This window comes from Mycobacterium sp. EPa45 (assembly GCF_001021385.1).
In the GTDB taxonomy this organism is placed as follows: domain Bacteria; phylum Actinomycetota; class Actinomycetes; order Mycobacteriales; family Mycobacteriaceae; genus Mycobacterium.
Genome location: NZ_CP011773.1, coordinates 3,511,898 through 3,533,996, shown reverse-complemented (window position 1 = coordinate 3,533,996; position 22,099 = coordinate 3,511,898). Strand labels below are relative to the sequence as shown.

General features: G+C 68.9%; 25 protein-coding genes. 14 read left to right on the top strand and 11 right to left on the bottom strand.

Annotation, left to right across the window (positions count from 1 at the left end):
• Positions 1-192: 192 nt before the first annotated feature.
• From AB431_RS16975 to AB431_RS16960, 4 genes are read right to left on the bottom strand one after another with little or no spacing between them, the layout of a single operon-like run.
• A complete protein-coding gene (locus tag AB431_RS16975; protein ID WP_047330914.1) occupies positions 193-1,629 on the bottom strand; it encodes a GuaB1 family IMP dehydrogenase-related protein in 1,437 nt (478 codons plus the stop codon).
• 23 nt (positions 1,630-1,652) lie between these two features.
• Entirely contained in the window at positions 1,653-3,107 is a 1,455-nt protein-coding gene (gndA, locus tag AB431_RS16970) for an NADP-dependent phosphogluconate dehydrogenase (RefSeq protein WP_047330913.1), read from the bottom strand.
• 59 nt (positions 3,108-3,166) lie between these two features.
• On the bottom strand, positions 3,167-4,093 hold the full coding sequence (locus AB431_RS16965; protein WP_047330912.1) for a M56 family metallopeptidase: 927 nt from the start codon (positions 4,091-4,093) through the stop codon (positions 3,167-3,169).
• 14 nt (positions 4,094-4,107) lie between these two features.
• Positions 4,108-4,524, bottom strand: coding sequence for a BlaI/MecI/CopY family transcriptional regulator (locus AB431_RS16960; protein WP_047330911.1), 417 nt, complete (start codon positions 4,522-4,524; stop codon positions 4,108-4,110).
• 239 nt (positions 4,525-4,763) lie between these two features.
• On the opposite strand from AB431_RS16960, the gene AB431_RS16955 reads away from it, so the two are divergent.
• The 8 genes from AB431_RS16955 to AB431_RS16920 all read left to right on the top strand — a co-directional run bounded on the left by AB431_RS16955 (position 4,764) and on the right by AB431_RS16920 (position 10,450).
• Positions 4,764-5,483, top strand: a complete 720-nt coding sequence (locus AB431_RS16955; RefSeq protein WP_047330910.1) for a hypothetical protein — start codon at positions 4,764-4,766, stop codon at positions 5,481-5,483.
• Positions 5,484-5,646: 163 nt separating this feature from the next.
• The gene (locus AB431_RS16950; protein ID WP_047330909.1) at positions 5,647-6,075 is read left to right on the top strand and encodes a PaaI family thioesterase; all 429 of its coding nucleotides are present in this window, start codon (positions 5,647-5,649) and stop codon (positions 6,073-6,075) included.
• A 52-nt stretch (positions 6,076-6,127) separates the two neighbouring features.
• Complete coding sequence (locus AB431_RS16945) at positions 6,128-6,430, top strand: urease subunit gamma (RefSeq protein WP_047330908.1); 303 nt, start codon at positions 6,128-6,130, stop codon at positions 6,428-6,430.
• Between the two features lie 16 nt (positions 6,431-6,446).
• Positions 6,447-6,758, top strand: coding sequence for an urease subunit beta (locus tag AB431_RS16940; RefSeq protein ID WP_047330907.1), 312 nt, complete (start codon positions 6,447-6,449; stop codon positions 6,756-6,758).
• Complete coding sequence (locus tag AB431_RS16935; protein WP_047330906.1) at positions 6,755-8,476, top strand: urease subunit alpha; 1,722 nt, start codon at positions 6,755-6,757, stop codon at positions 8,474-8,476. The genes AB431_RS16940 and AB431_RS16935 overlap by 4 nt, the downstream gene beginning before the upstream one ends.
• A gap of 8 nt (positions 8,477-8,484) precedes the next feature.
• Positions 8,485-9,120: an urease accessory protein UreF gene (locus AB431_RS16930; protein ID WP_047330905.1), complete on the top strand. Its 636-nt coding sequence runs from the start codon at positions 8,485-8,487 to the stop codon at positions 9,118-9,120.
• A 10-nt stretch (positions 9,121-9,130) separates the two neighbouring features.
• Complete coding sequence (ureG, locus tag AB431_RS16925) at positions 9,131-9,811, top strand: urease accessory protein UreG (RefSeq protein ID WP_047330904.1); 681 nt, start codon at positions 9,131-9,133, stop codon at positions 9,809-9,811.
• Between the two features lie 6 nt (positions 9,812-9,817).
• A complete protein-coding gene (locus tag AB431_RS16920; RefSeq protein WP_047330903.1) occupies positions 9,818-10,450 on the top strand; it encodes an urease accessory protein UreD in 633 nt (210 codons plus the stop codon).
• Here AB431_RS16920 and AB431_RS16915 read toward each other — a convergent pair.
• From AB431_RS16915 to AB431_RS16895, 5 genes are all read right to left on the bottom strand, one after another.
• Entirely contained in the window at positions 10,441-11,754 is a 1,314-nt protein-coding gene (locus AB431_RS16915) for a HAMP domain-containing sensor histidine kinase (protein WP_047333515.1), read from the bottom strand. The two genes, AB431_RS16920 and AB431_RS16915, sit on opposite strands and share 10 nt — an antisense overlap.
• Positions 11,755-11,866: 112 nt before the next feature.
• Positions 11,867-12,256 (bottom strand): heme-binding protein, encoded by a 390-nt coding sequence (locus AB431_RS16910; protein ID WP_047330902.1) that lies wholly within the window; start codon positions 12,254-12,256, stop codon positions 11,867-11,869.
• 111 nt (positions 12,257-12,367) lie between these two features.
• Complete coding sequence (locus AB431_RS16905; protein WP_047330901.1) at positions 12,368-13,738, bottom strand: NAD(P)/FAD-dependent oxidoreductase; 1,371 nt, start codon at positions 13,736-13,738, stop codon at positions 12,368-12,370.
• Between the two features lie 108 nt (positions 13,739-13,846).
• A complete protein-coding gene (locus AB431_RS16900; RefSeq protein ID WP_047330900.1) occupies positions 13,847-14,776 on the bottom strand; it encodes an LLM class F420-dependent oxidoreductase in 930 nt (309 codons plus the stop codon).
• Between the two features lie 43 nt (positions 14,777-14,819).
• Positions 14,820-15,491: an SDR family oxidoreductase gene (locus AB431_RS16895; RefSeq protein WP_047330899.1), complete on the bottom strand. Its 672-nt coding sequence runs from the start codon at positions 15,489-15,491 to the stop codon at positions 14,820-14,822.
• Positions 15,492-15,606: 115 nt separating this feature from the next.
• On the opposite strand from AB431_RS16895, the gene AB431_RS16890 reads away from it, so the two are divergent.
• The 5 genes from AB431_RS16890 (at position 15,607) to AB431_RS16870 (ending at position 20,100) form a co-directional block, all read left to right on the top strand.
• Positions 15,607-16,422, top strand: coding sequence for an ABC transporter permease (locus tag AB431_RS16890; protein ID WP_235435700.1), 816 nt, complete (start codon positions 15,607-15,609; stop codon positions 16,420-16,422).
• The gene (locus tag AB431_RS16885; RefSeq protein ID WP_047330898.1) at positions 16,415-17,497 is read left to right on the top strand and encodes a sulfate/molybdate ABC transporter ATP-binding protein; all 1,083 of its coding nucleotides are present in this window, start codon (positions 16,415-16,417) and stop codon (positions 17,495-17,497) included. The genes AB431_RS16890 and AB431_RS16885 overlap by 8 nt, the downstream gene beginning before the upstream one ends.
• A 119-nt stretch (positions 17,498-17,616) precedes the next feature.
• Complete coding sequence (locus tag AB431_RS16880) at positions 17,617-18,609, top strand: APA family fibronectin-binding glycoprotein (protein ID WP_047330897.1); 993 nt, start codon at positions 17,617-17,619, stop codon at positions 18,607-18,609.
• Positions 18,610-18,711: 102 nt separating this feature from the next.
• Positions 18,712-19,011 (top strand): GlsB/YeaQ/YmgE family stress response membrane protein, encoded by a 300-nt coding sequence (locus tag AB431_RS16875; RefSeq protein WP_047330896.1) that lies wholly within the window; start codon positions 18,712-18,714, stop codon positions 19,009-19,011.
• A gap of 63 nt (positions 19,012-19,074) precedes the next feature.
• Positions 19,075-20,100, top strand: a complete 1,026-nt coding sequence (locus tag AB431_RS16870; RefSeq protein WP_047330895.1) for a zinc-binding alcohol dehydrogenase family protein — start codon at positions 19,075-19,077, stop codon at positions 20,098-20,100.
• Position 20,101: 1 nt separating this feature from the next.
• On the opposite strand, the gene AB431_RS16865 is transcribed toward AB431_RS16870, so the two are convergent.
• Positions 20,102-20,605: a hypothetical protein gene (locus AB431_RS16865; protein ID WP_235435699.1), complete on the bottom strand. Its 504-nt coding sequence runs from the start codon at positions 20,603-20,605 to the stop codon at positions 20,102-20,104.
• Between the two features lie 122 nt (positions 20,606-20,727).
• Between AB431_RS16865 and AB431_RS16860 the strand changes: the two genes are divergently transcribed.
• Positions 20,728-21,306 (top strand): CGNR zinc finger domain-containing protein, encoded by a 579-nt coding sequence (locus AB431_RS16860; RefSeq protein ID WP_047330894.1) that lies wholly within the window; start codon positions 20,728-20,730, stop codon positions 21,304-21,306.
• Here AB431_RS16860 and AB431_RS16855 read toward each other — a convergent pair.
• Positions 21,298-22,062, bottom strand: a complete 765-nt coding sequence (locus AB431_RS16855; protein ID WP_047330893.1) for a CPBP family intramembrane glutamic endopeptidase — start codon at positions 22,060-22,062, stop codon at positions 21,298-21,300. The genes AB431_RS16860 and AB431_RS16855 overlap by 9 nt on opposite strands.
• Positions 22,063-22,099 lie beyond the last annotated feature (37 nt).

Below are 22,099 nucleotides of genomic sequence, written 5' to 3'. Positions count from 1 at the left end.
CCTCACCGCGGGGTCGCCGGGCCGTGCGCCCGGCTGACTAGTGGAGGGTTCGGCGTCGGCCTCGTCGGCGGGTCGCTCTCCCCGGGCAGCCCGGTCCGCGGGCGCCTCGACGGGTGCCTGCGGCACTGGAGATCCCTTTCCTCGGAGTCTGGACAGACTCCTATGTTAGCGGCTCGGCCTAGTGAACCCGGCTCACCAGCCAGTCGGCAGCGGGTGCCCTTCGGCGAAGCCGGCCGCGGACTGGACGCCCAGCACGACCCGTTCGTGTAACTCGGCGATGGTGGCCGCGCCGACGTAGGTACAGGTGCTGCGAACCCCGGATGTGATGTGGTCGAGCAGGTCCTCGACTCCGCCGCGGTTGGGGTCCACTGCCATCCGTGAGGTCGAGATGCCCTCCTCGAACAACGCCTTGCGGGCGCGGTCGAAGGCGCTGTCGGCGGAGGTGCGGGCGGCCACCGCCCGTTTGGAGGCCATACCGTAGCTCTCCTTGTAGGGCCGGCCGTCGCGGTCGCGCATCAGGTCGCCCGGGGATTCATAGGTGCCTGCGAACCAGGATCCGATCATCACGTTGGACGCTCCGGCCGCCAGGGCCAGCGCGACATCGCGCGGGTGGCGCACGCCGCCGTCGGCCCACACATGGGCGCCGAGTTCCCGTGCGGCGGTGGAACATTCGAGCACGGCGGAGAACTGCGGACGCCCGACGCCGGTCATCATCCGGGTGGTGCACATCGCGCCGGGTCCGACCCCGACCTTGACGATCGACGCGCCGGCCCCGATCAGGTCGCGCGCTCCTTCGGCCGAGACGACGTTGCCCGCGGCCAGCGGGATGCCGAGGTCCAGTGACGACACCGCCTTGATCGCGTCGAGCATCTTGAGCTGATGGCCGTGTGCGGTGTCGACCACCAGTACGTCGACGCCGACCTCGGCCAGGGCCTGCGCCTTGGCGGCCACGTCACCGTTGATGCCCACCGCAGCCGCGATCCGCAGCCGGCCCGATGCGTCGACGGCGGGGGTGTAGATCCCCGCACGGATGGCACCGATCCGGGTCAGCACCCCGGCCAGAGCGCCATCGGCGTCGGTCAGGACGGCGACGTCCACCGGCGCGTGCTCGAGCAGCTCGAACACCTGGCGGGGCTCGGTGTGTGCGGGCGCGGTGACGAAGTCGGTGATCGCGATGTCGCGAACCCGCGCGAACCGGTCGACGCCGGCGGTGGCGGCCTCGGTCACCAGGCCGATGGGCCGGCCCTCGAACACCACCACGGCCACCCCGTGCGCACGTTTGTGGATCAGCGCGACGGCATCGGATACCGAGTCGTCGGGTGCCAGGACCACCGGGGTGTCAGCCACCAGGTCGCGGCTTTTCACGAACTCGACGGTCTCCTTGACCGCAGTGATCGGGAGGTCTTGCGGCAGCACGACGATGCCTCCGCGGCGGGCGACCGTCTCGGCCATCCGCCGCCCCGCGACCGCGGTCATGTTCGCCACGACGACCGGGATCGTCGTGCCCGTGCCATCCGAGGTCGACAGGTCGACGTCGAACCGCGAGGCGACATCTGATCGGCTGGGCACGACGAAGACGTCGTCGTAGGTCAGGTCGTACGCAGGCCGCTGGCCGTCGAGAAACTGCACGTACCTCAGGGTACTGCCAGTTGTCAGGCCTCGACTTCGGTGCGGTCGCCGCTCCACAGCGTGTGGAAGCGGGCGGCCGGGTCGGCGTCGATGCGGCCGTAGGTGTGCGCACCGAAGAAGTCGCGCAGGCCCTGGGTCAGCGCCGCGGGCAACCGCTCGGTGCGCAGCGCGTCGTAGTAGGACAGCGCCGAGGCGAACCCGGGGATCGGGATGCCCAGCTCGGTGGCCTTCACCACGACGCGCCGCCAGCTGTCGATTCCGGCTTCGACGGCGTCGCGGAAGTACGGCGCGGAGATCAGCGTGGCCAACTGCGCGTCCTCGTCGAATGCTTCCTTGATCCGGTTGAGGAACTTGGCCCGGATGATGCAGCCGCCGCGCCAGATGGTGGCCATGTCGCCGAGGGTGATGCCCCAGTTGTATTCGGCGCTGCCGGCCTGGATCTGGTTGAAGCCCTGCGCGTAGGCGATGATCTTGGACGCGTACAGCGCCTTGCTGACGTCGTCGATGAATTGCGTTGCATCCGTGGGTCGCTCACCCAGGTCGCCGGAGGCCAGGCCGGTGGTGGCCTTGCGCTGTGCCACCGAACCCGACAGGGCGCGGGCGAAGACCGCCTCGGCGATACCGGTCACCGGCACCCCGAGGTCGAGGGCGGATTTGACCGTCCAGCGGCCGGTGCCCTTCTGCTCGGCCTCGTCGAGGATGACGTCGACCAGCGGCTTGCCGGTCTTGGCGTCGATCTGCTTGAGCACCTCGGCGGTGATCTCGATCAGGTAGCTGTCCAGGTCGCCTTTGTTCCAGTCGGCGAAGATCTCGGCGATCTCGGGGGCGGACTTGCCGAGCCCGTCGCGCAGCAGCTGGTAGGCCTCGCCGATGAGCTGCATATCGGAGTACTCGATGCCGTTGTGCACCATCTTGACGAAGTGGCCGGCGCCGTCGGGGCCGATGTGGGTGCAGCACGGAACGCCGTCGACGTGGGCGGAGATCTCCTCGAGCAGCGGGCCCAGCGACTTGTAGGACTCGGCAGGACCGCCCGGCATGATCGACGGCCCGTTGAGCGCGCCTTCCTCGCCGCCGGAGATGCCGGCGCCGACGAAGTGCAGGCCGCGCTCGCGGACCGCCTTCTCGCGGCGGATGGTGTCGGTGTAAAGCGCATTGCCACCGTCGATGATGATGTCGCCGGGCTCGAAAACCTCGCACAGCTCGTTGATCACGGCGTCGGTGGGGTCGCCGGCCTTGACCATGATCAGCGCCCGGCGGGGCTTCTCCAGCGCGGCGGCGAACTCCGCCATGGTCTCGGTGCGGACGAAGGTACCTTCCGAGCCGTGCTCGGTGAGCAGGGCATCGGTCTTGGCGACCGAGCGGTTGTGCAGGGCGACGGTGTAGCCGTGGTGAGCGAAGTTCCGCGCGATGTTCGAGCCCATCACCGCCAATCCGGTAACACCGATCTGTGCAGTGCCGTCCGTCTGCGATGAGCTCATCTCGCGCCTTTCAGTTGTGTGAATGTGGTTGTGGCTCTGAAACTTTCGCCAGGATTGGTTCAGGTCAGAAATAGCCGGTGCAGTTCGGTCAGCCACGGCATCGCAACCGCGACGGTGGGCACCACGAGCACGGCGGCCGCGGCGGTGTAGGCGGCCAGCGAGAGCAGCAGGCTGTTCGGCCGGCCAGCCAGGCGGCGCACCCGGATCAGCGTGGTGGGGCCACCGCCGGCCAGTGCGCCTTTCGGGGTCCGACCCGACGCGCATGCCACCAGGGCGCGGGCCAGGGGAGCGGGTCCGGCAGTGCGCACCGCCGCGTCGTCGGCCAGCATCTCGACCAGCAGCCGAACCGCGGCAAGGGCGCTTCCGCTACGGACGAAGCGGGGGAACGCCGTGTGTACGGCGATGAAGGCCTCGAGCACCAGGTCGTGACGGGCACGCAGGTGGGCACGCTCGTGGCTGAGGATCGCGACCAGTTCGGAGTCGCTCAACGCGGACAGGGTGCCTTCGCTGAGCACGACGCGGCTGCGCACTCCGGGCAGGCAGTAGGCCAGCGGCTCGGACACGTCGAGCACCCGCAGGCCACTCATGCCGTGACGGCATTCGCCGAGCAGATCGACGACCATCCGGTGATGGGCCCGACGCCGTCGCGTCGCGACGGCGACCTGCACCACCGCGACGAGCAGCCGGGCGCCGATGAACAGGGTGATCGCGAAGACGACGACGTACGCCAGCCACAGCGGCCAGCCCAGAACCTCGATCTCACTGGTGATCGTGGCGGTGGGGCGGCCGTCGGGACCTGGGGCGAAAAGCCTGCTGGCGATCGCCAGTCCCGCACTGAACGCGGACAGCACCGCTGCCACCGCAACCGACTGCCAGAGCACGATCGCGGCACGCGGCGCACGCATCGGCCATGAGGCTCGCGCCAGCAGCGCGGGCACCGGACCAACCAGCATCAAAGCGAGGAAGGTGAAGGCCAGCGCGGACACGCTGAAATTGTCTCTCAGGCGTCGGGCGTGCCGCCAGCGGGCCAGGTTGAACGGTGCTTTGACTCCAATTCCGCCAAGGCGCGGCGCAACGCGTCGGCCTCGTCGACACCCACCCGTTCGACGAAGTGCACCAGGGCGGCCTGCCGGCTACCCGAGTCGGAGGCCTGATCGAGCGCGTCGACCATCAACCCGGCGACCAGTTCGTCACGGCCGTGGACGGGGGCGTACTGATGGGCGCGGTCGTCACGGATCTGGGAGACCAGATTCTTGCGGGCAAGGCGCTGCAGAACGGTCATCACCGTGGTGTAGGCGAGGTCGCGCTGCGTACACAGAGCCTCGTGGACCTGTCGAACCGTGAGCGGTTCGCCAGCGGCCCACAAGTGGTCCATCACCGCGCGTTCAAGTTCGCCGAGACGAGTCAACTTGGCCATATCCGTTCATCTCCGTGGGCAGTCAAATCAGCGTACTCCCGATTACTACCGCGCGTCGTATCCAATGTGTCGATAACTCCGCTCCCGTCGGCGGTGTTCCCATGCCCCGGTCTGCGACCGGGTCGTCGCAGGCCACGCAACGAAACTGCGGCAAGACTGTGACGGCTTTCACAAAAGGCAGCCTAACTAGCCGCCCTTTCTTATGGTTAGGCTTACCTAACCATAAATGAGGAGGTGCCGTGACCACAGCCGTGGTTGACCCGTTGATCGACGGAATGACCATTCGCCGGATTTTGCCGTTGCATGAATCCTGTCGCCGGTTACGTGACCTGAGCCCGGATTCGCCCCGGGTGCACGGAGTGGCTGTCATGGCTGATGTGTCCCGCCGCCGTTGGTGGCCACTGGATTCAGTGGTTTCGACGGGTCGACTGGCGCAGATGTTCGACGACGCCGCCGACGAATTGGGTGACCGCCGCGCCGCCGGCCATCAGCTTGCGGCCACCTTCACGCACGCCGTACTGGGCCGGGCGGTTACCGCGCTCGTTCTCGAGGGTCGGACCTGGGATGCCGGACCGGGCAACCTGTGGATGCACGTCGACTCCGAAGGCTCGATCGACTGGGCGGCGGTCGTGGATCCGACGCTGCGGGTGCTGCCCGATGATCGGGCGACGACCGACGTGGTCCGACTGCCCAACGAGCTCGCCTTGGCCACCTGGACGGCACACCGCTGCCACCGGTCATTGGAACCGATCTTTGAAGGCCTGCACCGACTGAGCCGGGGCGCGCTCACCCCGGCGGCCATGTGGCAGATGGTGGGCTCGGCGGTGGTCATCACCGCGACCCAGGTCCCGGCGCTGACCGGCAGCGGCGAGCTCACCTGCATGCGGCGCGGTCAGGCGGTACTCGACGCGCTGATCGGCTTCGGGCTGCCGGTGCGAGCGCTTCGGCGAGCGGGGTAGGGCTTGTGAGTTAGGCAAGCCTTGCCTAGTCTTACCCCAGACCAACGGACCGCGCCGGAGTTTCTGAGGGCTGCAGAAACCCCCGGTCCATGCCGAGGACGGGCCCCGCATTCATCGCGGGGCCCGTCCCTCGTCTCGGCCATGCTGGTGTAGACACAGATGCGTGCAATCAGAGCAGTCGCCGATCGAGCAGATCGCCTTCTCCGCCCCGTTCGACAACGAACTCGGTCTGGTGTTCACCGAACTGACCGTCGACGGCGCCAAGGCCCAGTTGGATGTGCAGCCCAAACTGCTGCAGCCGATGGGCATCGTCCACGGCGGGGTCTACTGCTCGATGATCGAGTCGATGGCCAGCACGTCGGCTTTCGTCTGGCTGGCCGCCAACGGCGGCGGCAACGTCGTGGGCGTCAACAACAACACCGACTTCCTGCGGGCGATCTCCGCCGGCACCGTCTACGGCGTGACCGAGCCCGTGCACCGGGGCCGTCGGCAGCAGCTGTGGCTGGTGACGATCCGCGACGACAAGGACAGGGTCGTCGCGCGCGGCCAGGTGCGCCTGCAGAATCTCGAACCCGAGGCGCCGCAGGCGTAGCGGCCCCTCGCCGTCCTGCTGATCGCGTGTGGGCGTGGCAGGATCGCGCACTATGCAACTGACACCGCACGAGACCGACCGGTTGCTGCTGTCCTATGCCGCCGACCTCGCCCGCCGCAGGCAGGCGCGCGGGCTGAAGCTCAACTATCCCGAGACGGTCGCGATCATCACCGACCACGTCCTGGAAGGCGCGCGCGACGGTCGCACCGTCGCCGACCTGATGGTCAGTGGCCGTGAGGTGCTCTCGCGCGACGACGTGATGGAGGGCGTGCCCGAGATGCTGCACGACGTGCAGGTCGAAGCCACGTTCCCGGACGGCACCAAGCTGGTGACCGTCCACCACCCGATTCCGTGAGACCAGAAAGGACAGCATGATTCCCGGTGAGGTCTTTCTCGGTGACGGTGAGATCGAGATCAATGCCGGCGCCGCGCGTATCGAGCTGGAGATCGTGAACACCGGTGACCGGCCGGTGCAGGTCGGCAGTCACGTGCATCTGCCGCAAGCCAACGCCGCGCTGTCCTTCGACCGGGCGGCCGCGCACGGGTACCGGTTCGACATTCCCGCGGGCACCGCCGTGCGTTTCGAACCCGGTGTGGTGCAACGAGTCTCCCTGGTTCCGCTCGCAGGAAGCCGTGAGGTGCACGGCTTGAGCCTCAATCCACCCGGAAAGCTGGATGCATGACCGAGCTGTCCAGAGCGCGCTACGCCGCGCTGTTCGGCCCCACCACCGGCGACCGGATCCGGCTGGCCGACACCGACCTGCTCGTCGAGATCACCGAGGACCGCAGCGGCGGCCCCGGGCTGGCCGGAAACGAGGCGGTGTTCGGCGGCGGCAAGGTGCTGCGCGAGTCGATGGGTCAGGGGCGGGCGACCCGCGCCGATGGCGCGCCCGACACCGTGATCACCGGCGCGGTGATCATCGACTACTGGGGAATCATCAAGGCCGACATCGGCATTCGTGACGGTCGCATCGTAGCCATCGGCAAGGCCGGCAACCCCGACATCATGTCGGGTGTGCATCCCGACCTGGTGGTCGGCCCGTCGACGGAGATCATCGCCGGTAATGGTCGCATCCTCACCGCCGGGGCGATCGACTGTCACGTGCACCTGATCTGTCCACAGATCATGGAAGAAGCGATCGGCGGTGGCATCACCACGATCGTGGCCGGCGGCACCGGACCCGCCGAGGGCTCCAAGGCCACCACCGTCACGCCGGGCGCGTGGCATCTGGGCCGCATGCTGGAGTCGCTCGATCACTGGCCGCTGAACGTTGCGCTACTCGGCAAGGGGAACACCGTCAACGCCGACGCGATGTGGGAGCAGTTGCGTTCCGGGGCAGCAGGTTTCAAGCTGCATGAGGACTGGGGGACAACTCCGGCGGCGATCGACGCGTGCCTGACGGTGGCCGAGGCCGCCGGGGTGCAGGTGAACATCCACACCGACACCCTCAACGAGGCCGGCTTCGTCGAGGACACGCTGGCCGCGATCAAGGGCCGCAACATCCACGCCTATCACACCGAGGGCGCCGGCGGCGGGCACGCCCCGGACATCATCACTGTCGCGGCCGAGTCGTATGTGTTGCCGAGCTCCACCAACCCGACCCGCCCGCACACCGTCAACACCCTCGACGAACACCTCGACATGCTGATGGTCTGCCATCACCTGAACCCCAGCGTGCCCGAGGATCTGGCGTTCGCCGAAAGCCGCATCCGGCCGTCGACGATCGCCGCCGAAGACCTATTGCACGACCTCGGGGCAATCTCGATGATCGGCAGCGACGCGCAGGCGATGGGCCGTATCGGCGAGGTGGTGCTGCGCACCTGGCAGACCGCTCATGTGATGAAGCGTCGCCGCGGAGCCTTGGCAGGTGATGGGGCGGCGGACAACAACCGGGTGCGTCGCTATATCGCGAAGTACACGATCTGCCCGGCCGTCGCGCACGGCCTCGACCGCGAGATCGGCTCGGTGGAGGTCGGCAAGCTGGCCGACCTGGTGCTGTGGGAGCCCGCGTTCTTCGGTGTGCGCCCGCATGCGGTGCTCAAGGGCGGCATGATCGCGTGGGCTGCGATGGGTGATGCCAACGCCTCGATTCCGACGCCACAGCCGGTCCTGCCCCGACCGATGTTCGGCGCCGCACCCGCAGCCGCGGCCGCCACCTCGGTGCACTTCGTCGCTCCGCAGGCCATCGAGGATGGACTGGCCGACCGGATCGCGGTCAACCGCAAACTGGTGGCCGTCGGCAATGTGCGCGCCATCGGTAAGGCGCAGATGCCGCTCAACGACGCCCGGCCCCGCATCGAGGTCGACCCCGACACGTTCACCGTGCGCATCGACGGCGAGGTCTGGGCCGAACAACCCGCCACCGAACTGCCGATGGCGCAGCGCTACTTCCTGTTCTGAGCGTTCTGATGTCCTCGCTGATCACACTGCTGACGCTGGCCGACTCGCGGTTGCCCACCGGCGGTCACGTGCATTCCGGCGGGGTGGAGGAGGCGGTGACCAGCAAGCTGGTGGTCGACCTCACCACGCTGGATGCCTATCTGCGCCGCCGGATCCGCACCAGCGGGTTGGTGATGGCCTCAGTCGCGGCCGCCGTGCACCGCGGCGACCTGACCGTGGGGGGCGCCGATGCCGAAACCGACTCTCGCACACCGTCACCCGCGGCCCGTCAGGCGTCCCGCGCCCAGGGCCGTGGGCTGCTGCGGCTGGCCCGTAGGGTCTGGCCTGCGCAGAATTGGGATGCGCTGGGTCCCCGCCCACATCTGGCAGTGATCGCCGGGCGCGTCGGTGCGGTCAGCGGATTGAGCCCCGGGCAGACCGCGCTGTCGCTCGTCTACACCACGATGACCGGTACCGCCACCGCCGCTCAGCGGCTGCTGGCGCTGGATCCCGCCGACGTCGCGGCGCTGACCTTCGGCCTGGCGCAACTGTGCGAAGACACCGCCGGGCTGGCCGCCGCCGGGCTGGCCGACCTGTCCGATCCGCTGCTCGACGAGCTCGCGCAGCGGCACGCCCAACGCGAACGTCCTCTGTTCGTCTCCTGAAAGAAGCCGCATGCCACCACATTTCACAGACGGCCAGCCGCACGCGCACGCGGACCGGCCCAAGCGGAGCCGCCAACCGGGGGAGCCGCTGCGGATCGGGATCGGCGGCCCGGTCGGCTCGGGCAAGACCGCGCTGGTGGCCGCGCTGTGCCGCCAGCTGCGTGACGAGCTGTCGCTGGCGGTGTTGACCAACGACATCTACACCACCGAGGACGCCGACTTCCTGCGCCGCCACGCGGTGTTGCCCGAGGACCGGATCGCCGCGGTGCAGACCGGCGGCTGCCCGCACACCGCGATCCGCGACGACATCACCGCCAACCTCGACGCCATCGACGACCTGATCGCCGGACACGACCAGCTGGACCTGATCCTGGTGGAATCCGGTGGGGACAATCTGACCGCGACGTTCTCCTCCGGGCTGGTCGACGTCCAGATCTTCGTCGTCGACGTGGCCGGGGGAGACAAGGTGCCGCGCAAGGGCGGCCCGGGGGTGACGTTCTCGGATCTGCTGGTGGTCAACAAGACCGACCTGGCGCCGCTGGTCGGCGCCGACCTCGACGTCATGCGCCGCGACGCCGCCAAGGTGCGTGAAGGACGGCCCACGGTGCTGATCTCCCTGACCGAGGATCCGGCGGCATCCGCAGTGCTGACGTGGGTGCGCGAGCAGCTGCGCGTCAACGAGCCCGCCTGAGTCGCAGTGCGTTCCGATGTCGTGGTGGTGGCGCAGCCGGGCCGGCTGCCCCGCATCGAATGTCGCGGGGCTCTGGCCGCGCGGCACACCGAACCCGACACCGTGCACCTGGTGTCGGCGGCAGCGACGCCGCTGGGCGGGGACACCATCGCGATCCGGATCATCGTAGAACCCGGTGCGCGACTGCGGCTGCGCAGCGCCGCGGCGACCGTTGCGCTGCCCGGCGCCACCACCACCCAGTCACACGCCTGCTGGCATATCGAGGCCGCCGGTGAGCTCGACGTCGACCCCGGGCCGACGATCGTGGCGGCCGACGCCGCGCACCTCAGCGAACTGACGATCTGCCTCGACGACACGGCCCGCCTGCGGATCCGGGAGCGGGTTCAGATAGGCAGAACCGGTGAGCGCGAAGGGTTTTGGAGCGGCGCTATGCGCGCCGACGTGGCAGGCACCCCGCTGCTGCGACACCGCGTCGAGCTCGGGCCGGCCTCGGTGGCCGACGATGCACTGGGTACTCCGCTGGCCTGCGTGAGCGAACTGCGCTACCCGGAGCCGGCCACCGACGCGGCCGGCGTCACCCTCGACCTCGCCAAGGGCGGCAGCTTGTCGACCTGGCAGGGCCCGCGGCTCTACTCGTGACGGCCGGCCAGAGTCAGCACCAGCCGGGCGCCGCCCAACGGGCTGGTGGTCAATGATGCTGTGCCACCGTGCAATTCGGCCTGCTGGGCGACCAGCGCCAGTCCGAGACCCGACCCTGACCGGGACGCGGTAGAGCCGCGGGAGAACCGCTCGAACACCGCGGCCCGCTCGTCTTCGGGAACGCCGCTGCCGTCGTCGTCGACGGTGATCTGTACTCCGGCGGCCGAGCTGGACACCGACAGTTGCACCTCGGTGGCCGCACCGTGCTTGACCGCGTTGGCAATCGCGTTGTCGATCACGAGCCGCAGCCCCACCGGCAGCCCGACCATCAACACCGCGGGAGAGGGCACCAGCGAGACCTTGAGGTCGCGGTAGATCCGCTCGGCGTCGTGTGCGGCGCGGTCGAGCAGTTCGGTGACGTCGAAGGGCACGAAATCGTCGGCCGTGGTCAACTCGCCCTGGGCCAGCCGCTCCAGCGCGGTGAGCGTGGCCTCGATGCGGCTCTGGGTGCGGATCACGTCGCCGATCACCTCGTTGCGCTGTTCGGGCGCGAGGTCGAGCGTGGAGAGCACCTCGAGGTTGGTGCGCATCGCGGTCAGCGGAGTGCGCAGTTCGTGGGAGGCCACCGCCGCGAAGTCCCGGGCGGACTCGAGCGCGGCCTTGGTGCGGCCCTGCTCGTCACCGATCCGGGCCAGCATGCCTTCGACGGCCTCGGCGATCTCGACCGCCTCCTTGACGCCGCGGACCTGGACGTCGTCGGGGTTGGACTGGGCGTTGATCGCGCGGGCCTGCTGCGCCAGCAGCCGAAACGGGTTGATCATGATCAGCGAGATCAGCCACCCCACCAGCACGGTGCCGGCGATGACCCCGGTGCAGATCAACAGCACCCGCAGATGCAGTTCGGCGATGCGGCGCTGAGTCTCGGCCAGCGGCGCGCCCAGCGCGATAGTGGCCCCACCGACCGAGAAGGTCCGCACCCGGTACTCGACGCCGTCGATCGTGGTGTTGGCGTAGCCGTTGTCCAGCTGGGGCAGTACGACCTCCGGCGGCACCGACATCGCCATCGCCCCGACCCGGATGGTGCGCACCAGGTTTCCGTCGGGGGTGGGGGTGCCCGCCGCAGCCGGCTTCGCGGTCGTCAGCAGCGACCCGACGTCACCGAGGCTGCTCACCGAGTCAAGCCTGCGGTCGAGCTGGCTGTACTGGTCGTTGGTGACGCCCAGCCACACCCAGGTGCCCAGAGTGAGCACCAGGATGACGACGGACAGCGCCGCCACGATGACGATCGTGCGCAGCGAGAGCATGCGGGTTGGCAGCCGCTGCAGCACGCGGTAAACGATCTCGTCGGGCTTCACGACCACGCCGACCACCTTAGGGTGCGGCGTACGACGGACGTGCGAGCGCGCCGGGGCGCCGCTAGATCACGCCGGGTGCAAGCGGGCGTTGCGGAAGGCCGCAGCGGCTGCGGAAGTCGGTCGACGGCTGGCGGATGCCATCCAGGTCGGCGCGAATTTGCGGGTTGGCGTTCAGGTATTGCTGCGTCTGGGTCTTGACCTGATCTTTCGGCAGCCCCTGCAGACCGGAGAAGAATGCGTTGACGTCCGGGTGCGTGAACAGGTAGTTCGACATCGCCGCCGACACGCCGGACATGATTCCGGTCATGTCCGCGGTGGTGCAGTTGGGCGGCGGGTCGGCTGCGGCCGGGCCGGCCAAGAGCAACCCAGCCGGGCCTGCCACGCTGAGCAACACCGCGCCGGCGCCGATCGCTGCCGCAGCCGCGCGACGCACGGAACGATTGGATGTCATCGAGCCCCCTTGTAGTCAGTCTGTCTGCGCTGATCATGCTAGGGCAGCCGAGCGGTGAACACGCTGATTTGGCCTGCGCTCACGGGCGATTCCCAGTCAGCGCAGGCGAGGTCAGCTGGCGGCTTTCTCGTCCTCCACCGTGGCCGCGATCTCCTCGAGCTGTTCGATTCTGGTTCGGGCGTACGCCTGCTGCTCGGTGATCGTCAGCTGACCGCGGTGGCTGCCGATGAACGTGCTGATCCACGACAACGACGTGGTCAGCCGCGCCTTGAAGCCGACCAGGTAGATCAGGTGCAGGAACAGCCAGGCCAGCCAGGCGATGTAGCCGCTGAACTCGATCTTGCCGATCTTGGCGACCGCCGAGTACCGCGACACCGTCGCCATGGAGCCCTTGTCGAAGTACTGGAACGGCTCACGAGCCGCCGGGTCGGCGCCCTTGAGCTCGGCCTTGACCAGCTTGGCGGCGTACTTGGCGCCCTGGATGGCACCCTGCGCCATGCCGGGGACACCGTCGACGAACGCCATGTCGCCGACCACGAACACGTTCGGGTTGCCGGGAACGGTGAGGTCCGGTAGCACTTTGACGCGGCCGGCCCGGTCGATCTCGGCGCCGGACTGGTCGGCGATGATCTTGCCGAGCGGGCTGGCCGACACACCGGCCGACCACACCTTGGTGGCGCATTCGATGCGGTCCAGGCTGCCGTCTCCGCGCTTGACGGTGATGCCGTTGCGGTCGACGTCGGTGACCATCGCGCCGAGCTGGATCTCAACGCCCAGCTTCTCCAGCCGGTCGGCGGCCTTCTTACCGAGCTTCTCGCCCATCGGCGGCAGCACGGCCGGGGCGGCGTCAAGCAGGATCACCCGCGCGCGCGTGGAGTCGATGTGCCGGAACGCACCCTTGAGGGTGTGGTCGGCGAGTTCGGCGATCTGGCCGGCCATCTCGACACCCGTGGGGCCGGCGCCGACGACGACGAAGGTCAGCAGCTTCGCCCGGCGGACCGGATCGCTCGACCGCTCGGCCTGCTCGAAGGCGCCCAGAATGCGGCCGCGAAGTTCCAGTGCGTCGTCGATGGTCTTCATACCGGGCGCCCACTCGGCGAAGTGGTCGTTGCCGAAATAGGACTGTCCCGCCCCGGCGGCCACGATCAACGTGTCGTACGGGGTCCGGTAGGTGTGGCCCAGCAGGATCGAGTCGACCGTCTTGTTCGACAGATCGATGTTGGTGACCTCGCCCAGCAGAACCTGGCAGTTCTTCTGGTCGCGCAGCACCACGCGGGTCGGCGGGGCGATCTCGCCTTCCGAGATGATGCCGGTGGCCACCTGGTACAGCAGCGGCTGGAACAGGTGGTGGGTGGTCTTGGCGATCATCTTGATGTCGACGTCGGCTCGCTTGAGATGCTTGGCGGCGTTCAGGCCGCCAAATCCCGATCCGATGATGACGACCTTGTGCTTATCCGATGGAGTGGCACCGGGGTGGGTCATTTCAGCTCCTCAACGACATGCACAGGACACCTACTACGGTAGTCGCCCGGGCAATCGGTTTCGCGGCGGTACCCGTGCCGATCAGGTGATCTAGGCCACGCCCACCGATTACCCGCCAAGCAGCGGGCGTAAGACCTCGGCGACGGCGGTGATCCGGCCGGGGTGGTAGCCGTCCAGGTGCGTGACCGGGCTGAGGATGACACCGTCGACGCCGGCGTCGAGCACGTTGGTTTTGATCTGCTCGGCGATCTGCTCGGGGGCTCCCCAGACCGCACGCTGCCTGACGTCCTCGGGAATGAAGTCGGCGGTGATGTTCTCGTCGATCAGGGCGAAGACCAGCATGCTGGTCTCCAGCGTGGCGGGGTCGCGGCCGACCTTTTCGCACTGCTCGTTGACGACCTGGACCTTGCGGGGCAGCTCGTCGAATCCGGCGATGACGTTGAGGTGGTCGAAGTACTTGGCGGCCAACGGAATTGTCTTCTTCTCGCCGCTGCCGCCGATCATCAGCGGAATGTGATCGCGGAACCGGGGAATGGCGAACGCCTCGTTGGTCCGGTAGTACTTGCCGTCCACGGTCACCCGCTCGCCCGCGAGCATCGGCAGGATGATCTGCAGTGCCTCGTCGAGCTTGTTGAACCGGTCGGTGAAGGTGCCGAACTCGTAGCCCAGCGAGTCGTGCTCGAGCTCGAACCAGCCGGTGCCGATGCCCAGGATCGCGCGGCCCTGGCTGATCACGTCGAGCGTGGTGATCGCCTTGGCCAGCAGCGTCGGGTTGCGGTAGGTGTTGCCGGTGACGAGTGTGCCCAGCTGCACCCGCTGCGTCGCATTCGCCAGAGCACCCAGGGCCGTGTAGGCCTCCAGCATCGGCTCCTCGGGCTTGCCGAGGTTGGGCAGCTGATAGAAGTGGTCCATCACGAGGACGGCGTCAGCGCCGGCCGCTTCGGCCTCCTGGGCCTGCGCGATGACCGTGGGAAACAACTCCGGGACGCCGGTCCCGTAGGAGAAGTTGGGGATCTGGATTCCGAGTCGGATCGTCACTTATGCGACGTTAGTCCTCGCCGGCGAATGGCAGGTGAACCGATCAGCCGAAGTTGGCGAGCGCGCCCCGGCCGACGTGCACTGTCTGGCCGGTGATGTGCCGGGCCGCGGGCGTGGTCAGGAACAGCGCCAGGCGCGCGATCTCCGCCGCCGCCGACGGCGGGGCGGTGGACAATCCGTCGTACGACGGCTCGGCACTGCGGCCGCAGGCCACGGTGTTGACGGTGATGCCGCGGGTTCCGAAGTAATCCGATTGTCCCGCAGTCCAATTCGACAGTGCGGCCTTGACCGCGGCATCGGCGCCGCCGTCGCGCGGGTTCTCCGGAACGACGGTCACGATCGATCCGCCCGCGCGCAGGTGATCACCGATGTTCTGCACGAGCAGCACCGCGGACAGGACGCTGGTATCCAGGGCCGTTCGCCAGGCCTTCGCGGTCTCGCTCAGCGTGTAGGTGCGGGGATCGTCGCCGACCCAGGCCGGCGCGGGTACGTGAACGATGGTGTCCAGGTGATGCGGGAACTGGCTGCGCAGCTCGGCCAGGCTCTCGGCATCGGTGGTGTCGCACACGATGGCGTCGACGTCGAGTTCCTTGGCGGCCACCTCGAGATCGTCGCGGCGCGCTCCGCTGATGACGACCTTGTGGCCTGCGTCGCGGAAGCCCTCCGCGATCGTGCGACCCAGTTCGGTGTCACCTCCGGTGACCAGCACGTCCATCGCCTTCGACCTCCTCGTTGATTAGAGGAAATGTTACTGGACGGTAGCTAAAGAGGCCAATGCCGCTCCGACACGATCCGGACACGACATGATGTTTCGCCCTAGGGTGTGTCGGGTGAAGCGCAGCCGGGCGCACCGCACGCAGCCCCCGCTGCCCCGTTGGGTGTACGTGCCCGCGGCGCTCGGCGCGGCCTTCGTGGTGTTGCCGTTGGCGGCGATGGCGGTCAAGGTCGATTGGACGCACTTCTGGTCCCTGATCAGCAGTGCACCGTCGCAGGCCGCGCTGTTGCTGAGTCTGCGCACAGCGGCGGCCAGCACCGTGATCTGCCTGGTTCTGGGTGTGCCGATGGCTCTGGTTCTGGCCCGCAACGACGGCCCGGTCGTGCGCGCGATGCGTCCGCTGATCCTGTTGCCGCTGGTTCTGCCGCCGGTGGTCGGTGGAATCGCGTTGCTGTACGCCTTCGGCCGCCTCGGCCTGCTCGGTAGCTATCTGGAGGCGGCGGGTATCCGGATCGCGTTCACCACCACCGCTGTGGTGCTGGCCCAGACGTTCGTTTCGCTGCCGTTCCTGGTGATCGCGCTGGAGGGCGCGGCACGCACCCGGGGAAGCGACTACGACGTCGTGGCGGCGACGCTGGGGGCCGGACCGGCGACCGTGTGGTGGCGGGTGACGTTGCCGCTGCTGACGCCGGGCCTGGTATCGGGCGCCGTGCTGGCCTTCGCCCGGTCGCTCGGTGAGTTCGGGGCCACCCTCACCTTCGCCGGTTCGCGCCAAGGCGTCACCAGAACCCTGCCGCTGGAGATCTATCTGCAGCGGGAGAGCGACGCCGACGCGGCGGTCGCGCTGTCGCTGCTGTTGGTCGGGGTGGCCGCGGTGGTGGTACTCGGGCTCGGGGTGCGGCGGTTGTCGGGCTGGGCCGGCAATGGCTGAGCTGCAGTTCACGGCCGTGGTGACCGACCGGTCCTACGAGGTGGCGTTTGAGGTCGCCAGTGGGGAAGTGCTGGCCATCCTCGGGCCCAACGGTGCAGGCAAGTCCACCACGCTGCATGTCATTGCCGGTCTGCTGCAACCAGATTCGGGCTCGGTGCGGCTCGGCGGGCGGACGCTGACCGACACCGCGGCCGGCATCTCGGTGGCCACCCACGACCGCCGCGTCGGGCTGCTGCTGCAAGATCCGCTGCTGTTTCCGCACTTGACTGTGCAGGCCAACGTCGAGTTCGCGCCGCGCAGCCGCGGGGCCGGGCGGGCGGCAACGCGCCGCACCGCGACGGCATGGCTGGCCGAGGTGGGACTGACCGAGCTGGCCGCGCGCAAACCGGATCAGCTGTCCGGCGGGCAGGCGCAGCGGGCCGCGATCGCGCGGGCGTTGGCCGCCGAGCCGGAGGTGCTGCTGCTCGACGAGCCGCTGGCCGGGCTCGATGTCGCGGTGGCGGCCTCGGTGCGGGCGTTGCTGCGCCGGGTGTCGTCGGAATCGGGTCGGGCGACGCTGCTGATCACCCACGATCTGCTCGATGTGCTGACGCTGGCCGACCGGGTGCTGGTGCTCGACGACGGCCGCGTCGCCGAGATCGGCGCGGTCGGTGAGGTCCTGGCCGCGCCGCGCAGCATGTTCGGCGCCCGCATCGCCGGCGTGAACGTGGTCCGGGGCGTGGCGGACGGATCGGAGGCCCTGCGTGCCGCGGACGGCACCCTGTGGCACGGGTGCCATGCCGTGCATCCGCCGGAATCGGGCGCGCTGGTGGCGGTGTTCTCGCCGGCCGCGGTCGCGGTGTACCGCGAACTGCCGCACGGCAGCCCACGCAACAGCGTCCAGGTCCGCGTCGCCGAGCTGGATGCCGATGGCGCGCGGGTACGGGTGCGCGGGCAGGAGCAGGCGGACGGCGCGCCCGGCCTGGCCGCCGACATCACCGCGGAGTCGGCGGCCGGCTTGAGGCTGGCTGCCGGGGACGACGTGTGGTTCACAGTCAAGGCGCAGGAAGTCGCCCTGCACGCCGCAGCCCGCTGACGACCGCGCAGCGACCTGCATTTATGCCCGGATTTGTAAGCTCGCAACAGCGTTACACCGCGCCACATCGTGAGCAGGCCACACTTGCGTCACGGCTGTAACACGGTAGGTTCATCGCCATGACGCAGCCGGACTCGATCTCGCGACGGCCGGGCCTGTGGACGGCGTTCGCGGTCACCGCGGTGACCGCCGCTACCGCCGTCACAATCGCCCTGCCGTCGACGTCTGCCGTCGCCGATCCCGCGACGCCGACACCCACCACGGCGGCGCCAGCCGCCCCGCCGGCCGCACCGCCGGCCACCGATCCCAACGCACCGGTGGTGCCGCCGCCCGCGGATCCCAACGCACCACCGCCGCCGCCCGCCGATCCGAACGCCCCGCCGGTGGTGCCGCCGGCCGCGGATCCCAACGCGCCGCCGCCGCCTCCCGCACCGCTGGAGCCGGGTCGCGTCCCCAACACGGCGGGCGGCTTCAGCTACCTGCTGCCCGCGGGCTGGGTGGTGTCTGACGCGTCACGGCTGAACTACGGCCAGGCGCTGCTGAGCAAGACCACCGCGCCGGCTGAGAACGGTCAGCCCGCCCCGACTGCCAACGACACCAGCGTCATCCTGGGCCGACTGGACCTGAAGCTGTTCGCCGGCGCCGAGCAGGACAACGGCAAGGCCGCGGTCCGGCTGGCGTCGGACATGGGCGAATTCTTCATGCCGTTCCCGGGCGTGCGGATCAACCAGCAGAGCGGGGCACTGCAGGCCGGTGACATGCCGGGCAACTTCTCCTCCTACGAGGTGAAGTTCACCGATACCACCAAGCCCAACGGCCAGATCTGGGCCGGTGTGGTCGGAACCGCCGTCCCGAACGCGCCGCGCGAACAGCGCAACCAGCGCTGGTTCGTGGTGTGGCTGGGTACCGCCAAGGATCCGATCGATCCGGCCGCCGCCAAGGCGCTCGCCGAGTCGATCCGGCCGTACACGCCGCCGCCGGCCCCGGCCGCCGATCCGAACGCGCCCGTGAGCGACCCGAACGCACCCCCGCCCGCCGCCGGTGGCCGGATCCCGCTGGGTGTTCCCGTCCCGGTGGAGACACCGGTTCCCGGAATGACGCCCGGCCAGTAGGTGATCGTGGCCGTTTCAGGAGGCCAATCGTTACCTGCCAGGCGTATACCGAAGGGATAGCGGCCAGCATCGGCGCTGGCCAGCGACCTGGAGGAGACCGTCATGGACATGGTTGCAGCCACTGAATTCCTGGCCCGTTCGACGACGCTGACCAGCGTCGGCTGGATCGGCTACATCATCATCGGCGCCCTTGCCGGCTGGATCGCAGGCAAGCTCGTCAAGGGCGGTGGTTCCGGCATCCTGTTGAACATCGTCATCGGGATCGTCGGCGCGCTCATCGGTGGGTTCCTGCTGAGCTTCTTCCTCGACACCGCCGCAGGCGGGTGGTGGTTCACCCTGTTCACCGCGATCCTCGGTTCGGTGATCCTGCTCTGGATCGTCGGCATGGCCCGCCGGACCTGACCCGCTGCGCTCTCGACGCCCGGCTGAGCCCACAACCTCGGCCGGGCGTTGCACGATAGGGAGATGGCAGCCCCACCGACCACGATGCGCGCCTGGCGGGTACGCCGGCCCGGCCCGATGCGCAGCCACCCACTGGACTTCGACAGCGCCACCCCGGTACCGCAGCCGGCGCCGGGCGAACTGCTGGTGGCGGTGCTGGCCTGCGGTGTCTGCCGGACCGACCTGCACGTCACCGAGGGCGATCTGCCGGTGCATCGTCCACACGTCACGCCCGGCCACGAGGTGGTCGGCGAGGTTGTCGGAAAAGGATCCGATGCCGGCGACGAATTCGCCATCGGCGACCGGGTCGGCATCGCCTGGCTGCGCCACACCTGCGGGGTGTGCCGGTACTGCCGACGAGGCGCGGAGAACCTGTGCCCGAATTCCCGCTACACCGGCTGGGACGCCGACGGCGGGTACGCCGATTTCGCCACCGTCCCAGCCGATTTCGCCCATCACCTGCCCGCTGGATATACCGATACCGAGCTGGCGCCGCTGCTGTGTGCCGGGATCATCGGCTATCGGTCGTTGCTGCGGGCCGAGCTCCCGCCCGGGGGGCGGCTGGGCTTGTACGGGTTCGGCGGCAGCGCGCACATCACCGCGCAGGTGGCACTGGCCCAGGGTGCGGAGGTCCACGTGATGACTCGCGGCGCCGAAGCTCAGGAGCTGGCGCTGCGCCTGGGTGTGGCATCCGCGCAGGGAGCGGCCGACCCGCCGCCGGTCCTGCTGGACGCGGCGATCCTGTTCGCCCCGGTCGGGGACCTCGTGCTGCCGGCTCTGGAAGCTCTCGATCGCGGCGGCACCCTGGCGATTGCCGGGATCCACCTCAGCGACATCCCGGCGCTGAACTATCAACGGCACCTCTTCCAGGAACGCCAGGTCCGGTCGGTGTCGTCGAACACCCGTGCCGACGCGCGCGAGTTCCTGGCCTTCGCGGGTCGTCATCGCATCGAGGTCACCACACCGGAGTATCCGCTCGGACAAGCCGATGTCGCCTTGACCGACCTTGTCGAGGGCCGCATCGCGGGGGCGGCGGTCCTGCGGCCCTGACTCAGAGGGCGGCGAGCACTCCGCGCAGCCCGGCGGCAAGGCTGCCCCGCCCGCCGCGGTACAGCGGACCGGTTCCGTCGGACAGCAGTATCCGTAGCCGGGCCATGCCGCGCGCCCGCACCGGTTGCGGGGAGTGCAGCCGCAAGGTGATGTCGTCGATCACGTCGCGGCAGGTCGCCAACCGCTGCCGGTGCACCGGGATGTGCGACGAAAATGCCGGCCGTTCACGGTGCAGGTCGGCGAGGGCCTGGCGCAGGCTGCGGGCCAGCGCTTCGCGTTCGGTGATCGAGGTGAGCCGCGCGATGTGGATCGCCAGCGGACTACCGGGCAGCGGTGCGATGCCGTCGTCGACGTCGCGGTCGAGCCGGCCGGCGAACAAGCGTGCCCGCAGTCGAGCGGTGACCGTCAGATTCTGAAGCGGCGCGGCGGGCACGGGGGCGTCGAGTCCGCCCGTCAGCCGGGTGTTAATCTCGCCGAAGTTATCGTGAAATTGGTTGAGCCCCATGGGCGTTTCCTGTTCCGAGCAGGCCTCGTTGCCTTACTCTAAATGACCACCCAAAACGTTACACCGGTCATTCGTGACCAGTCAAGTTGTTTTGATGGTCACCCATACCTACACTCGACGCCATGGCCGACTGGCTGCCAGACCCCGAGAGCAAGCCGGCGCCCGAGCCGCTCGACCGGGTTCAGGCGCTGGTCAACACCGCCGACCTGGAATCCGGTGCCGACCGGCTGGCCAGCGCGGACAATGCCGAGCCGTGGCTGCGGTTGCACGGCCTGTTGCCGGCCGGCGGCACTGTCACGCCTCGCGAATTGGAGGTGGTCCGTGAGGTGCGGGAGGCGTTGCGCGCACTGCTGGTGCACAACGCGGGCGGTCCCGCTCCGACCCCGGACGAGCTGCGCCCGCTGAGCGGGATCGCCGACACCGCCACTGCGCGAGTGCACCTCGGCCCAGACGGTGCCGTCGAGGTGGCCGCGGACGACGACTCCCTGGCGGGGCGTCTGCTGTCGATGCTCCTGGTCGTCTCGGACGCGCAGCGCGACGGGACCTGGGCGCAGCTCAAGGCCTGCGGCAACGCGAACTGCCGGTGGGCGTTCTACGACCGCTCCCGAAACCACGGCGGTACCTGGTGCGATATGGCCACCTGCGGCAACAAGCTCAAGAACCGGGAATTCCGCGCGCGGCGCAGCCGAACCTCAGGTTGACAGGTGCCACACCACCGCGGCCGCCAGCGCACCGAGGCCGTTGAGTGACCAGTGCAGCGCGATCGGCGCGATCAGGCTACCGCTGCGTCGACGCAGCCAGGTGAACACGAAACCGGCCGCGCCGGTCGCCATCACTGCCATCAGGACCCCGGCGACCATGCCCACGAATCCGCCGCCGAACAGCCGGGTGAAGCCGACATTGCTGCTGGTCAGGCCCAGCGAGGTGGCGACGTGCCACAGCCCGAACAACAGCGACCCGGCGGCGGCGACGCCCCGGAAACCCCAGGCGCGATCGAGCGCACCGTGTAGCACGCCCCGGAACGCCAGCTCCTCGGGGATGACGGTCTGCAGCGGGATGATGATCATCGAGGCGAGCAGCGCACCGGACAGCGTCGCGTAGTGGTTGTTCAGGAACATCGGCCGGGTCCACGGCAGCAGGGCGCCGACAGCGATCACGGTCAGCACCAACAGCACCGCGCCCAGCGCGTAGAGCGCGCCGGACTTCCAGTGTTCGCGGCCCAATCCGAGTTCGGCCCAACCCAATCCGCGGGAGCGCACCAGCAGCAGCAAGCCGGCCGCGGCAGCGGGCACGACCGCGATGTTGGCCCACGGGGTGGTGAAGTGGGCGAGCAGGTTGGTCATGGCGAGCACGACGACGACGACGCCGATGTCGACGTAGATGCGGAAGTGGTGCAGGGCGGCCAGCTGCGACACCACGGGATGCGGGTGCGGGGCCACCGCGCTCAGCTCAGACATTTGCGGTCTATTATACGCGCGCGTAACAACCGCAGGA